A 12,807-nucleotide genomic window follows, 5' to 3' on the forward strand; every position below is an offset into this window, starting at 1 on the left:
TGTGAGGCAGGCTGGCCCCATGGCCTGGTACTCCTCCGCCCCCGCCCATCGGTCCGTACAGGTCCTCTCCGACCTCGCCATGGCCGGGTGGACCCTGCTGTGGGTCCTCGTCGGCCGCGCGGCGCACCACCACGTGCTCGAGCGCTTCGCCCCCGCCGAGCGCCTCGTGGAGAGCGGCGACCGCATCAACGACGGCGTCCAGGGAGCCGACCAGCGCCTGTCCGACCTGCCGCTGGTGGGCGACCTCGCCTCGGGCGTGCTCGACGGGCTGCTGGGCGTGGGCGACCCGGTGACCGAGACCGGCCGGGAGCTGCTGGCCTCCGGGGAGCGGCTGGCCGACACGATGTGGCTCGCGGTCACCGGCCTGCCGGTGCTCACCGCCCTGCTGGTCTGGCTGCCGGTGCGCCTGCACTTCGCGGTGCGCTCGGCGGCCACCGCCGCCAACCTCCGGCGCGTGGACGACCCCGAGGCCCTGCTCGCCCTGCGAGGGCTGGCCACGCTGCCGGTGGGCACACTGGCCTCCATCGACCGCGACCCCGTGGCCGCCTGGCGGCGCGGCGACGAGGAGGTCGTGCACGAGCTGGCCCGCGCCCAGGCACGGGAGCTCGGGGTGCAGCTGCCTCAGAGGTCCCGCAGGTAGGGGTTGCTGGCCCGCTCGTGGGCCATCGTGCTGGGGCGTCCGTGCCCCGGCAGCACCATCGTGGCGTCCGGCGTGGGCAGCACCACCTCGCGCAGGGAGCGCTGCATGGCCACCGGGTCCCCGCCCGGCAGGTCGGTGCGGCCGATCGAACCGGCGAACAGCACGTCGCCGGTGAACGAGCTGGCCTGCAGGTCCGAGCCGGCGCGGCGCACCTGCTCGGGCACCTTCTGGACGTCGTAGAGCACGCTGCCCTCGGTGTGCCCCGGGGCGTGGCGCACCTGCCAGGTCATGCCGGCCAACTCGAGGGTGGCCCGGTCGGTGACCTCGTGCACGACCTCCGGCTCGGCCCAGGTGAACGAGCCGCCGTACTCGCGCTGCAGCATCGCCCACATCGGTTCCGAGAGGCCCTTGCGCGGGTCGGTGAGCCGGTAGCGGTCGTCGGTGTGCACGTAGGCGCCCACGGTGCCGCCGCAGACCGGCGTGACGCTCACGGTGTGGTCCAGGTGCCCGTGCGTGAGCAGCACCGCCGCGGGGCGCAGGCCGTTCTCGCGCAGCGCCTCCCGCAGGCGGTCGACCACCCCGAACCCGGGGTCGATGACGACGCACTCCTCCCCGGCCTCGGGGGCCACGACGTAGCAGTTGGTGCCGAAGGCGGTGGCCGGGATGGCGAGGGTGAACATGGCCGCCAGCGTAGGCGGGCGCGCCCGCGGACCACCGGCGGCGCGCCCCACGCACCTTGGCGCACCCGGGCCACGGCGACTACCTAGACTGGCCCGAGCGAACCGTCCGCCGAGAGAGGCAACCATGAACGCGGCTGATCAGACCACGTCCACCCCCGAGGGCCCCGAGGGCACCCCGGCCGGCCAGGAGCAGGCGCCCACCGACGCGGCACCCACCCCCGCCCCGACCCCCGCGGCCGTGCCCTCCCCCGGCGCCCTGGCCCGCAAGCGCCCCGCCCCGCCGGTGACCCCGGTGGGCGGTTCCCCCGATGCCGAGAAGGGCGCCGCACGCGGCGAGGGCCGCCAGCGCCCGGCCGCCCAGCGCGCCTCGTTCACCCCCACTCCGGTGCCCGGCCCGCTGGTGGACACCTCGGCCCTCACCGAGACCGACCAGTCCGCCTTCGGCTCGCTCGCCGAGTCCGGCGAGGTCGTGCGCACCGACGCCGACGGCACCACCACCGTGGTGGGCAGCTACCCGGGCGCGGACGCCGCCGACGCCGTGGCCTACTTCGTGCGCAAGTTCGACGAGGTCGTGGCCTCCACCGTGCTCCTGGCCCAGCGCATCCACGCCGGCAGCGTGACCGCCGCCGAGGGCCGCCAGTCCCTGGAGGCCGTGCGCACCCATCTGGCCGAGACGCCGATGGTGGGCGACTACGCCACCCTCTCCTCGGTGCTCGACGAGCTCACCGAGGCCCTGCGCGACAAGGAGCGCAGCGACCAGGCGCAGCGCGCCGAGGCCCGCGCCGAGGCCGCCGCCGAGCGCGAGAAGCTCGTGGTGGAGGCCGAGACCCTGGCCGCCACCGACCCGGCGCAGATGCAGTGGAAGGCCGCCAGCGACCGCATGCGGCACATGGTGGACGACTGGAAGGCGATGCAGCGCGCCCAGATCCGCCTGGACAAGCCCACCGAGAACGAGCTCTGGCAGCGCCTGGCCAGTGCCCGCAACACCTTCGACAAGGTGCGCAAGGCCCACTTCGCCCGGCTGGACGCCGAGCGCGACCAGGCCCGCGTGGTCAAGGAGGAGCTCGTCAAGGAGGCCCAGCGCCTGGCCACCCGCACCGACGACCCGCGCACCGCGGGGGCGTTCAAGCGCCTCATGCAGGACTGGAAGCGCGCCGGCCGCGCCCAGCGCTCGGTGGACGACGCCCTGTGGCAGCAGTTCCGCGCCGCCCAGGACCAGTTCTTCAACGCCAAGGACGCCGAGGCCGCCGCCAAGGACGAGGAGTACGCCGCCAACCTGCCCGCCAAGGAGGCCCTCCTGGCCGAGGCCGAGGCGCTGCTGCCGGTCAAGGACCTGGACACCACCAAGCGTCAGCTGCGTGGCATCCAGGAGCGCTTCGAGGCCGCCGGCATGGTGCCGCGCGCCGACGTCAAGCGCATCGAGGGCCGCATGCGCGCCGTGGAGCAGGCCGTCCGCGAGGCCGAGGACCTGCAGTGGAAGAAGACCTCGCCGGAGCACGCCCAGCGCGCCAGCCTCTTCGCCACCCAGCTGCAGGGCGCCGTGGAGGACCTGCAGGCCAAGCTGGCCAAGGCCGAGGCCGCCGGCGACGAGAAGCGCGCCGCCAAGGTGCGCAAGGAGCTGGAGACCAAGCAGGCGTGGCTCGACCAGGCGCAGCAGGGAGTGGCCGAGTTCGGCGGGGAGGCATGATGGCGCGGCTGGACCGGTTCGACACCGACGAGGTGGCCGCCGGCCTCATCGCCTACCTGGACGACTCCCCCACCCCCTTCCACGCGGTGGCCTCGGCCGCCGCGCTGCTGGAGGGTGCCGGGTTCACCGAGGTGGACGAGACGCAGGCCTTCCCCGAGGGCCCGGGGCGCCACTACCTGGTGCGCGGCGGCTCCCTCGTGGCGTGGAGCACCGAGCACCTCCCGGCCGGTGCCGGTCCGGCCACCGGCTTCCGCGTGGTGGGTGCCCACACCGACTCGCCGACGCTGCGCATCAAGCCGCGCCCGGACGTGTCCTCGGCCGGGTTCGCCCAGTTGGCGGTGGAGCCCTACGGCGGGCTCATCACCAACTCGTGGCTCGACCGCGACCTGGGCCTGGCCGGCCGGGTGACCCTGCGCGACCCGCAGGGCACCGACGGCGTGCGCACCGAGCTGCTCGACGTGGACGAGGCCCTGCTGCGCGTCTCGCGCCTGGCCATCCACCTCGACCGGGACGTGCGCGAGGGCGAGGCCCTCAACGCGCAGCGCCACCTCGTGCCGCACTGGTCGGTCTCCCCCGACGCGCCGGCCTTCACCACCTGGCTGGCCGGGCGCCTGGGCGTGGCCGAGGCGGACGTCCTCGGCTGGGACCTCATGGCCTACGACCTCACCGGGGCGGCCCGCATCGGCCTGGACGGGGGCCTCATCGCCTCGGCCCGGCTGGACAACCTGGCCACCTCCTACGCGGCGGTGCGCGCCCTGCTCGATGCCGTGGGGTCGCCCATGGGCGACGGCGCGGCCATCCCGCTCATCGCGCTGTTCGACCACGAGGAGGTCGGCTCGATGACCGAGCGCGGCGCCTTCTCCCAGCTGCTGCCGGCCGTGCTCGAGCGCATCGTGCTGGCCCGCGGCGGCGACCGCCAGGACCACCTGCGGGCGCTGGCCTCCACGGTCATCGCCTCGGGCGACATGGCGCACGCCACCCACCCCAACTACGCCGACCGCCACGAGCCCGGCCACCACATCGCCGTCAACGGCGGACCGGTGCTCAAGGTCAACACCAACGGGCGCTACGCCACCGACGGACTGGGCACGGCGGCCTTCCGCCTGGCCTGCCAGCAGGCCGGGGTGCCGATGCAGGAGTTCGTGGTGCGCTCGGACCTGCCCTGCGGCAGCACGGTGGGCCCGATGACGGCGGCACTCACCGGCTCCACCACGGTGGACTTCGGCGCCCCCACGCTGTCGATGCACAGCATCCGCGAGGTGTGCGGCACCGCCGACCAGGCCATGTACGCGGCCTGCCTGGCGGCCTTCCTCGACCCCGCCTGAGGGCCGTCCGGCCCCGCCCCCGTGACCCGCGTCGCCCTCAGGCGGCGCGGGTCACGGAGTAGATGCCGCGGATCTGCTTGAGCGTGGACACCACGTGGTCGAGATAGTCCACCTCGGCCAGCTCGAACTCCAGCCGACCGTAGGCGGTGCGCCCGTCCGGGGAGGAGAAGGCCACGTCGGAGAGCACCAGCCCCAGCTCGGCGGTCACCCGCATCACGTCGGCCAGCAGCCCCTCCCGGTCGAGTCCCTCCATGACCAGGCGCGCGGTGAACGCGCCCCGCGGTCGTTCGTCCCAGGCCACACGCACCATCCTCTCCGGGCTCTGCACGAGCTGCTCCACGTTCGGGCAGTCACGGCGGTGCACCGAGACGCCACGGCCCGTGGTCACGTAGCCCACGATGTCGTCGCCCGGCACCGGCGCGCAGCACACCGCCAGGTGGCTCCACACGTCGTCCGAGCCCACGATGTGCACCGGTGCCTCGCCGGGGTGACGACGACGCGTCGGCGCCGCCACGGCATCGGCGGGAACCAGCGGCTCGGGCTCCTCCATGCCGTGGGCCTGGCGCAGCAGCTCGATGACGTGCTCCACCGAGGCACGCCGCTCCCCCACGGCCTGGAACACGCCGTCCCGGTCGTGCACGCTGAGCTTCTCCACCACCGGCTGCAGGGCCTCCGGGCGGGTCCACTGCTTGACCGGCAGGTCGGCCTTGCGCAGGGCGCGCACGAGCATGTCGTGGCCGGCGGCGGTCATCTCCGCCTTGCGCTCCCGGCTGAACCACTGCTTGATCTTGGACCGGGCCCGGGGCGTGGCCACGAAGGTGAACCAGTCGCGCGAGGGGCCGGCCCCCTCGCCCTTGGCAGTGAGGATCTCCACCGAGTCGCCGTTGGCCAGCTGGGTGTCCAGCGGCACCATCCGGCCGTTGACCTTGGCGCCCACCGCCTTGTGCCCCACGTCGGTGTGGATGGCGTAGGCCATGTCCACCGGGGTCGAGCCCTGGGCCAGCGACACGATCTTGCCCTTGGGCGTGAAGACGAAGACCTCCGGGGAGGAGATCTGGAAGCGCAGCGTGTCCATGAAGTCCTCGCTGCTGGCGTCCACCGCGAGGTCCATGGTCTCCCGGAGCCACGAGAGGTCCTGGGTGGAGCGCTGCGGCTGCCCGCCCTGCTTGTAGCGCCAGTGCGCGGCCACGCCGTACTCGGCCAGGCGGTGCATGTCGTGCGTGCGGATCTGGATCTCCACCGGCTTGCCGCCGGTGCCCATCACCGTGGTGTGCAGCGACTGGTAGCCGTTGCCCTTGGGGGTGGCGATGTAGTCCTTGATGCGGTTGGGCAGCGGGGTGAACATCGAGTGCACCAGGCCCAGGGCGTGGTAGCAGTCCGAGACGTCCTGCACGAGGATGCGCAGGGCCACGAGGTCGTGGATGTCCTCGAAGGCCCGGCCGCGCACCGTCATCTTCTGGTAGATCGACCAGTAGTGCTTCTCGCGCCCGGTGATGACGCCCGGCAGCCGGGCCTCGGCCATGGCGCCCTCGAGGCGCTGGCGGATCTCCCCCAGGTACTTCTCGCGCTCCGGCGCGGCGGCGGCCACCTGCCGCACCACGGCCTCGTACACCTCGGGCTGGCTGAAGCGGAAGGACAGGTCCTCCAGCTCCCACTTGACGGCGTTCATGCCCAACCGGTGCGCCAGCGGGGTGTAGATGTCCAAGGTCTCCACGGCCTTGCGCCGGGCGCTGGCGGGCGAGACGTACCGCCAGGTGCGCGCGTTGTGCAGCCGGTCGGCCAACTTGATGACCAGCACCCGGATGTCCTTGGACATGGCCACGACCATCTTGCGCACGGTCTCGGCCTGCGCGCTGTCGCCGTACTCCACCTTGTCGAGCTTGGTGACCCCGTCCACGAGCAGGGCGATCTCCGGGCCGAAGTCGGCCTCCAGCTGCTCCTGGCTGTAGGGCGTGTCCTCCGCCGTGTCGTGGAGCAGGGCGGCGGCCACCGTGGAGGCGTCCATACCGAGGTCGGCCAGCAGGCCGGCCACGGCCACCGGGTGGGTGATGTACGGGTCCCCGCTCTTGCGGACCTGGCCCTCGTGCGCCCGGGCGGCGACCTGGTAGGCGCGTTCCACCACCGAGAGGTCGGCCTTGTCGCCGCGCTGGCGCAGGCGGCGCATGAGGGGGGCCAGCTCGGGGGTGTCGGTGCGGGAGGTCCCCAGTCGGGCCAGGCGTTCGCGCACGGTCCAGCCCGTCGTGGGGCGCGTCTGCTGGCTCATGTCGGGATGATACGCGGCGTCACACCCTCACCGGTGCCGACGTGACGCAACGGACAGGGCCCCGCCGGCGAGTGCCGGCAGGGCCCTGGGTGCGGTGGGGTGGTCTCACTCCTGGACGAGCAGGCTCACCACGTCCACACCCACGTCCTCCAGCGCGGCGCGACCGTCGAGGAAGCCGAGCTCCAGCACCACCTCGACGCCGGCTACCTCCGCCCCGGCCTCGCGCACGAGCTGCACGCAGGCGGCCGCGGTGCCGCCGGTGGCCAGCACGTCGTCCACCACGAGCACGCGGTCACCGGGCTGCAGGGCGCCGGTGTGCACCTCGATGGTGGCCGTGCCGTACTCGAGGGTGTAGTTGGCCGAGAGGGTCTCGCCGGGCAGCTTGCCGGCCTTGCGCACGGGCACGAAGCCCACGCCCATCGCATAGGCCATGGCCGCGCCCAGGATGAACCCCCTGGCCTCGATGCCCACCACGACGTCCACCGACCCGGCGCGGCGGCGCACCACGTCGTGCACCACCGCACGGCTGGCGTGCGGGTCGCGCAGCAGCGGGGTGAAGTCCTTGAACACCACGCCCGGCTGCGGGAAGTCCGGGATGTCGTCGAGGCGCGAGGCCACGAGCTCGGTGAGGGCCTCGCCCTGCGGCAGCTCCTCGGCGCCCTGGGCGCCGTGCACCGGGGCGCTCACTGGGAGCCCCAGGCGGCGGGGTGGCGGGGACGACCGGTGGCGATGGTGCGCCCCTCACCCGTGGAGGGGGCCCCGGCGGCCACCGGCACGGCGGTCGTCGCCGCATCGGGGCCCGCCACGGTGTCGCCGTCGCCGTCCTCGGCCTCCGGCGAGGCACCGGCCGGGGCGGCCGCCGCCTCGCGCTTGCGGGCGATGATGGCCTGCGCCCGCGCGCGCTGGCGCTGGCGCACCTCGGCGTCGTGGGCGCGGATGCCCGGCTCGCCCTGACGCAGCTGCACGAGCAGCGGCGTGGCGATGAAGATCGACGAGAAGGTGCCCACCGCGATGCCGATGAACAGGGCCAGCGAGAGGTCCAGCAGCGTGCCCGGACCCAGCTTGCCGAAACCCACCGCGAGGATGGCCGCCACCGGCAGCAGCGCCACCACCGAGGTGTTGATGGAGCGCACCAGCGTCTGGTTGACGGCCGTGTTGGCCGCCTGGGCGTAGGTGCGGTTCTTGTGCTTCATCGCGTCGTCGACGTTCTCGCGCAGCTTGTCGAACACCACCACGGTGTCGTAGAGCGAGTAGCCGAGGATGGTGAGGAAGCCGATGACCGAGGCCGGGGAGACCTCGAAACCGGCCAGCGCGAAGGCGCCGACGGTGAACACGAGGTCGTGGAGCAGGGCCACCAGGGCTGCCAGCGCCATCTTCCAGGTGCGGAAGTACAGGGCCAGCACGAGCGAGACCAGGCCGAGGAAGACACCCAGGGCGATCACGGCCTTGCGGCTGACCTCCTTGCCCCAGGACGGACCCACCAGGGAGCCGGCCACGTCCTTGGCGGGCACGTCGAACTCCTGCGCCAGGGCGCTGCGGGCCTTGTCCAGGCCCGTCGAGCCGCCCTCGAGGCTGCCGGTCTGCACGCGGACCGTCTCGCCGCCGATGACGCTGGAGCGCACCGTCTCCCCGGCGCCCACCTGGGCGTCGAGCGCCCGGGCCGCACGGGCCTCGTAGTCCGTGGTGTCGCTCACCCCGGCCACCCGGAAGTCCGAGCCGCCGGTGAACTCCAGGCCCAGGTTGAGGCCGCGGCCGAACAGGCCGAGCAGCGAGAGCGCCAGGAGCACCGCCGAGACCGTGTACCAGAGCTTGCGGCGGCCGACGAAGTCGAACTGGCGGCGGCCGGTGTGCAGGTCGTTGCCGAACTGTGCGAAACCCATCAGAGAGCGGCCTCCGTGGTCGTGCCGGTGGTCGGCGGGGTGTCGGGCAGGGAACGCACCCGGCCCCGGCCCACGTAGGTGGTGCGGCGGGCACCCAGGCTCTCGGGGTTCATGCCCGAGAGCTTGTGGCCGTCACCGAAGAAGCGGGTCTGCGCCAGCAGCGTCACCACCGGGTGGGTGAAGAGCATGACCACCACGAGGTCGATGATGGTGGTGAGCCCCAGCATGAACGCGAAGGCCTTCACGTTGGCCTCGCTGAGCAGGTAGAGGATCACCGCTGCGAGCAGGTTCACCGCGTCCGAGATGAGGATCGTGCGGCGTGCACGGGCCCAGCCGGTGTCCACGGCGTTGCGCAGCGGCCGCCCCTCGCGCACCTCGTCGCGGACGCGCTCGAAGTACACGATGAAGGAGTCCGCGGTCACACCGATGGCCACGATGAGGCCGGTGATGCCGGCCATCGTGAGGCGCAGGTTGTACTGCCAGCCCAGGAGCACCACCGCGAGGTAGGCCAGCAGGGCGGCCAGCGCGAGGGAGGCCAGGGTGACCAGGCCCAGGGCGCGGTACTGGAAGAGCGAGTAGACGGCCACCAGGGCCAGGCCGATCACGCCGGCCCAGATGCCCCAACGCAGCTGCTCGTCACCCAGGGTGGGGCTGATCTGCTCAGAGGACTGGAGCTTGAACGAGAACGGCAGGGCACCGAACTTCAGCTGGTCTGCCAGGGCCTTGCCCTCCTCGGCGGTGAAGTCGCCGGTGATGGAGGCCTGGCCGTTGGTGATGACCTGGTTCATGCCCGGGGCGGAGATGACCTCGCCGTCGAGCAGCATCGCGAACCGGTTGTACGGCGAGTCCTTGGGCTGGGCGGCCATGACCGCCGAGAGGTCGGCGAAGGTGTCGGCGGCCTTGCCGTCCAGCTCGAGGCTCACGGCGATCTTGCCGGTGGGCTGGCCCTGCTGGTTGGTCTCCGGGCCGGAGGAGGCGTCGGCGATGCTCGAACCCTCGATGCGGGTGGGGCTGAGCAGGAACTTCTCGGTACCGGTGGGGTCACAGGCCACCACGAAGTCGTCGTCGCCGGCGGACTGGGCCTCCTCGCGGGTCTTGTCCGTGCCGCAGTCGTAGCTGTCGAAGCGCTTCTGCACGGCGGCCGGGATGGTGATGTCCTTGCCGTGCGGCGTGCCGTCGCCCTGCGCGGGCTGCTGCGCGTCGTCCGAGCCCGTCGGGGCCGGCGAGGAGGCGGCGTCCCCGGAACCCTGCGAGGCCGAGGCGCTCGGAGCCGCCTTGTCGGAGGCCTTGCCCGAGTCCTTGCCCGACGACGAGGCGCTGGAGTCCTTCGAGGAGTTGGTGGCCTTCGGCGGAGACTGGGCCGGCCACACGCCCTCGGCGATGGTGGCCGGGGCGCTCGAGCCGCCCGTCGAGCCCTTGCCCGACTCCTTGCCGGAGGCCTTGCCGTCCTTCGACGAGCTGCCCTCGTAGCCCGGCAGGTTCTTGGGGTTCTTCGGCGCCGGGGCACCGGACTCCACGGCCAGCACCTCACGGAAGGTCATGCGGCTCGAGGCCTGCAGCGACTCGATGACCGCCGGGTCGGGGGTACCGGGCATGGCCACGGAGATGTTGCGGCCACCCAGGGTGGTCACCTCCGCCTCGGCCACGCCGGAGCCGTCCACGCGCTGCCGGATGATGTTCACGGCCTGGTCCACCTGGCCGCTGGTCACCTGACCGCCCTCGACGGCCGGCTCGAGGATGAGCTGCTGCCCGCCCTCGAGGTCCAGCCCGAGCATCGGGGTCAGGGACGCCTGCGGCTTGGCGAAGAGGTGGGCGGCGCCCAGGCCTCCGAACAACAGCATCAGGAGCAGCAGCAGCGTCAGCAGGGTGTTCACGGCCTTGGCCCGCTGGGCACGCATGTTCATCGGCGCACCCCCAAGCGGGCCCGTTCGCGCGGCATGGGCATCGACTTACCTCGGTTCGTGGGTTGGGGCCGCCCCCTCGGGCACGGCGGGGAGTGAGTCTAGGCGAGGGGCGCCGGGTGGCCGAAGCGACCCGCGGGTGGCGGCGGTTCGTCGCCCAGGTGGCGCCACGCCGCGGGGGTCGCGGCACGCCCCCGGGGGGTCCGCACCACGAAACCCTCGCGCACCAGGTAGGGCTCGGCCACGGTCTCCACGGTGTCGGGCTCCTCCCCCACGGCCACGGCCAGCGTGGTCAGGCCCACCGGGCCGCCGTCGAAGCGGCGGCACAGCGCCTCCAGGACCGCGCGGTCCAGCCGGTCCAGGCCCTGCAGGTCGACGTCGAAGAGGTCCAGGGCCTCCCGCGAGGCCTCGGCGTCCACCACCTGGCGGCCGTGCACCTGGGCCCAGTCCCGGACGCGCCGCAGCAACCGGTTGGCGATGCGGGGCGTGCCCCGGGACCGGCCGGCGATCTCCGCAATGCCCCGGGGCTCGGCCTGCACGCCCAGCTTGCGGGCGTTCACGGTGAGGATCGTGGCCAGGTCCTCGGCCGCGTAGTAGTCGAGGTGCCCGGTGAACCCGAAGCGGTCGCGCAGCGGCGCGGGCAGCAGCCCCGAGCGCGTGGTGGCGCCCACCACGGTGAACGGCGGCAGCTCCAGCGGGATGGCGGTGGCCCCGGGGCCCTTGCCCACCACCACGTCCACGCGGAAGTCCTCCATGGCCAGGTAGAGCATCTCCTCGGCGGCCCGCGACATGCGGTGGATCTCGTCGAGGAAGAGCACCTCCCCCTCGGCCAGCGAGGAGAGGATGGCGGCCAGGTCGCCGGCGTGCTGGATGGCCGGCCCGGAGGTGATGCGGATCGGGGCGCCCATCTCGGCGGCCACGATCATGGCCAGCGTCGTCTTGCCCAGCCCCGGCGGCCCGGAGAGCAGGATGTGGTCGGCCGGCGCGCCCCGGCGGCGGGCGGCCTCGAGCACCAGGTGCAGCTGGTCGCGCACCCGGTCCTGCCCGGCGAGGTCGGCCAGGCGCCGCGGGCGCAGAGCGGCGTCGAGGCCGGCGTCCTCCCCCGCCGCCGCGGGGTCCACGATGCGGGGGGCGGCCTCGGGCCCGGCGTCCGCCGAACGGTCCCAGGGGTCGGTCACGACGACGCCTCCCGGAGGGCCTCGCGCAGCAGCTCCGGCAGCGCGGGCACCGGGTCGTCCCCCTCGTGACGCGCGACGACCGCGTCGGTGGCGCGGGTGGCCTGGGCGGTGTTCCACCCCAGCCCCTCCAGGGCCTCGCGCACCTGCCCGGCCCACGCCGGTCCGTCGGCCGCCGCGGTGGGCGCCGGGTCGACCACAGCCACCTCGCCCTCGGCGCCGACGGGCACCGCGGGCAGCTTTCCGGCGAGCTCCAGCACCAGCCGCTGTGCCCCCTTCTTCCCAATGCCGGGCACGCTCGTCAGCGCGGCCAGGTCCTCGGCGGCCACCGCACGGGCCAGCTCGGCCGGGGAGAGCACGGCCACCAGCGCCAGCGCCAGGCGCGGCCCCACGCCGGAGACCGACTGCACGGTCTCGAACACCTCCCGGGCGTCGTCGTCGAGGAAGCCGTACAGGGTCATCGAGTCCTCGCGCACCACGAGCGAGGTCGCCAGGCGGGCCGGCTGCCCGGTGCGCAGCTCGGACGACACCTGCGGGGGCACCAGGACACGCCGGCCCACGCCGCCGGTCTCCAGCACGACGTGGTCCAGGCCCACGTGGGCCACGGTTCCCTCCAGGGAGACGATCACGGGGTCCTCCTGCTCGTTCGGGCCTTCTGCTCTGCCGCGCGCCACCGCTCGGCGGCCCGCGCCCGGGCCTCGGACTGGGCGGCCACGGCCGCGTCCCAGCGCGCGCCGGTGCGGCGACCGGTGCCGGCCGCCGCGGCCAGCTGCCGCTCTCCCCCGCCGCGCCACACCTGGGCGATGCCCAGCGCGAGCGCGTCGGCGGCGTCCGCCGGGCGGGGCGGGGTGTCCAGCGCCAGGATGCGCGTCACCATCGCGGTGACCTGCTCCTTGCCCGCCCGGCCGTTGCCGCACACGGCGGCCTTCACCTCGCTCGGGGTGTGCTGGCCCACCTCCACCCCGGCGCGCGCGGCGGCCACCAGCGCGACCCCGCTGGCCTGGACGGTGCCCATGATGGTGCTCACGTCCGACCGGGCGAAGATGCGCTCCACCGCCACCGCGTCCGGCTCGTAGCGCTCGATCCACTCCTCGATGCGGCGGCTCACCGCCAGCAGGCGCTGCTCGGGCAGGGCGTCAGTGTTGGTGCGGGCCACGTCGACCGCCACCATCCGCAGCGCACCCCCGCGGCGGCCCTCGACGACGCCCAGGCCGCACCGCGTGAGGCCGGGGTCGACGCCGAGGACCCGCACCGGG

11 protein-coding genes are annotated in these 12,807 nt (G+C 73.7%); 3 read left to right on the forward strand and 8 right to left on the reverse strand.

Annotation, left to right across the window (positions count from 1 at the left end):
* Positions 1-19 precede the first annotated feature (19 nt).
* Complete coding sequence (locus ACFFHC_RS08055) at positions 20-640, forward strand: hypothetical protein (RefSeq protein WP_101848891.1); 621 nt, start codon at positions 20-22, stop codon at positions 638-640.
* Here the strand turns inward: ACFFHC_RS08055 and ACFFHC_RS08060 are convergent.
* Positions 622-1,320: an MBL fold metallo-hydrolase gene (locus ACFFHC_RS08060; protein WP_379804459.1), complete on the reverse strand. Its 699-nt coding sequence runs from the start codon at positions 1,318-1,320 to the stop codon at positions 622-624. The two genes, ACFFHC_RS08055 and ACFFHC_RS08060, sit on opposite strands and share 19 nt — an antisense overlap.
* A gap of 124 nt (positions 1,321-1,444) precedes the next feature.
* On the opposite strand from ACFFHC_RS08060, the gene ACFFHC_RS08065 reads away from it, so the two are divergent.
* Both ACFFHC_RS08065 and ACFFHC_RS08070 read left to right on the forward strand, forming a co-directional pair.
* Positions 1,445-3,007, forward strand: a complete 1,563-nt coding sequence (locus tag ACFFHC_RS08065) for a DUF349 domain-containing protein (RefSeq protein WP_101848889.1) — start codon at positions 1,445-1,447, stop codon at positions 3,005-3,007.
* Positions 3,004-4,332 (forward strand): M18 family aminopeptidase, encoded by a 1,329-nt coding sequence (locus ACFFHC_RS08070; RefSeq protein WP_379804463.1) that lies wholly within the window; start codon positions 3,004-3,006, stop codon positions 4,330-4,332. The genes ACFFHC_RS08065 and ACFFHC_RS08070 overlap by 4 nt, the downstream gene beginning before the upstream one ends.
* Before the next feature lie 37 nt (positions 4,333-4,369).
* On the opposite strand, the gene ACFFHC_RS08075 is transcribed toward ACFFHC_RS08070, so the two are convergent.
* From ACFFHC_RS08075 to ruvC, 7 genes are all read right to left on the reverse strand, one after another.
* Positions 4,370-6,595 carry a RelA/SpoT family protein gene (locus ACFFHC_RS08075; RefSeq protein ID WP_379804466.1) on the reverse strand — a complete coding sequence of 742 codons (2,226 nt, stop codon included), beginning with the start codon at positions 6,593-6,595 and terminating at the stop codon, positions 4,370-4,372.
* A gap of 105 nt (positions 6,596-6,700) precedes the next feature.
* Positions 6,701-7,282 (reverse strand): adenine phosphoribosyltransferase, encoded by a 582-nt coding sequence (locus tag ACFFHC_RS08080; RefSeq protein ID WP_379804469.1) that lies wholly within the window; start codon positions 7,280-7,282, stop codon positions 6,701-6,703.
* Positions 7,279-8,475, reverse strand: coding sequence for a protein translocase subunit SecF (gene secF, locus ACFFHC_RS08085; protein WP_101848886.1), 1,197 nt, complete (start codon positions 8,473-8,475; stop codon positions 7,279-7,281). Before secF ends, ACFFHC_RS08080 begins: the two co-directional genes overlap by 4 nt.
* A complete protein-coding gene (secD, locus tag ACFFHC_RS08090; protein WP_379804473.1) occupies positions 8,475-10,379 on the reverse strand; it encodes a protein translocase subunit SecD in 1,905 nt (634 codons plus the stop codon). Before secD ends, secF begins: the two co-directional genes overlap by 1 nt.
* Positions 10,380-10,477: 98 nt before the next feature.
* Positions 10,478-11,554 carry a Holliday junction branch migration DNA helicase RuvB gene (ruvB, locus tag ACFFHC_RS08095; RefSeq protein ID WP_141494618.1) on the reverse strand — a complete coding sequence of 359 codons (1,077 nt, stop codon included), beginning with the start codon at positions 11,552-11,554 and terminating at the stop codon, positions 10,478-10,480.
* Positions 11,551-12,180 (reverse strand): Holliday junction branch migration protein RuvA, encoded by a 630-nt coding sequence (gene ruvA, locus ACFFHC_RS08100; RefSeq protein ID WP_379804477.1) that lies wholly within the window; start codon positions 12,178-12,180, stop codon positions 11,551-11,553. The genes ruvB and ruvA overlap by 4 nt, the downstream gene beginning before the upstream one ends.
* Complete coding sequence (gene ruvC / locus ACFFHC_RS08105; protein WP_379804480.1) at positions 12,177-12,803, reverse strand: crossover junction endodeoxyribonuclease RuvC; 627 nt, start codon at positions 12,801-12,803, stop codon at positions 12,177-12,179. The genes ruvA and ruvC overlap by 4 nt, the downstream gene beginning before the upstream one ends.
* Between the last annotated feature and the right edge of the window lie 4 nt (positions 12,804-12,807).

The organism is Kytococcus schroeteri (assembly GCF_042433515.1).
Taxonomy (GTDB): Bacteria; Actinomycetota; Actinomycetes; order Actinomycetales; family Dermatophilaceae; genus Kytococcus; species Kytococcus schroeteri.

Bases quoted from the DNA above. Each gene is read 5' to 3' on its own strand.
- ACFFHC_RS08055 (WP_101848891.1), top strand. From the start codon at position 20: ATGGCCTGGTACTCCTCCGCCCCCGCCCATCGGTCCGTACAGGTCCTC.
- ACFFHC_RS08060 (WP_379804459.1), bottom strand. From the start codon at position 1,320: ATGTTCACCCTCGCCATCCCGGCCACCGCCTTCGGCACCAACTGCTAC.
- ACFFHC_RS08065 (WP_101848889.1), top strand. From the start codon at position 1,445: ATGAACGCGGCTGATCAGACCACGTCCACCCCCGAGGGCCCCGAGGGC.
- ACFFHC_RS08070 (WP_379804463.1), top strand. From the start codon at position 3,004: ATGATGGCGCGGCTGGACCGGTTCGACACCGACGAGGTGGCCGCCGGC.
- ACFFHC_RS08075 (WP_379804466.1), bottom strand. From the start codon at position 6,595: ATGAGCCAGCAGACGCGCCCCACGACGGGCTGGACCGTGCGCGAACGC.
- secF (WP_101848886.1), bottom strand. From the start codon at position 8,475: ATGGGTTTCGCACAGTTCGGCAACGACCTGCACACCGGCCGCCGCCAG.
- secD (WP_379804473.1), bottom strand. From the start codon at position 10,379: ATGAACATGCGTGCCCAGCGGGCCAAGGCCGTGAACACCCTGCTGACG.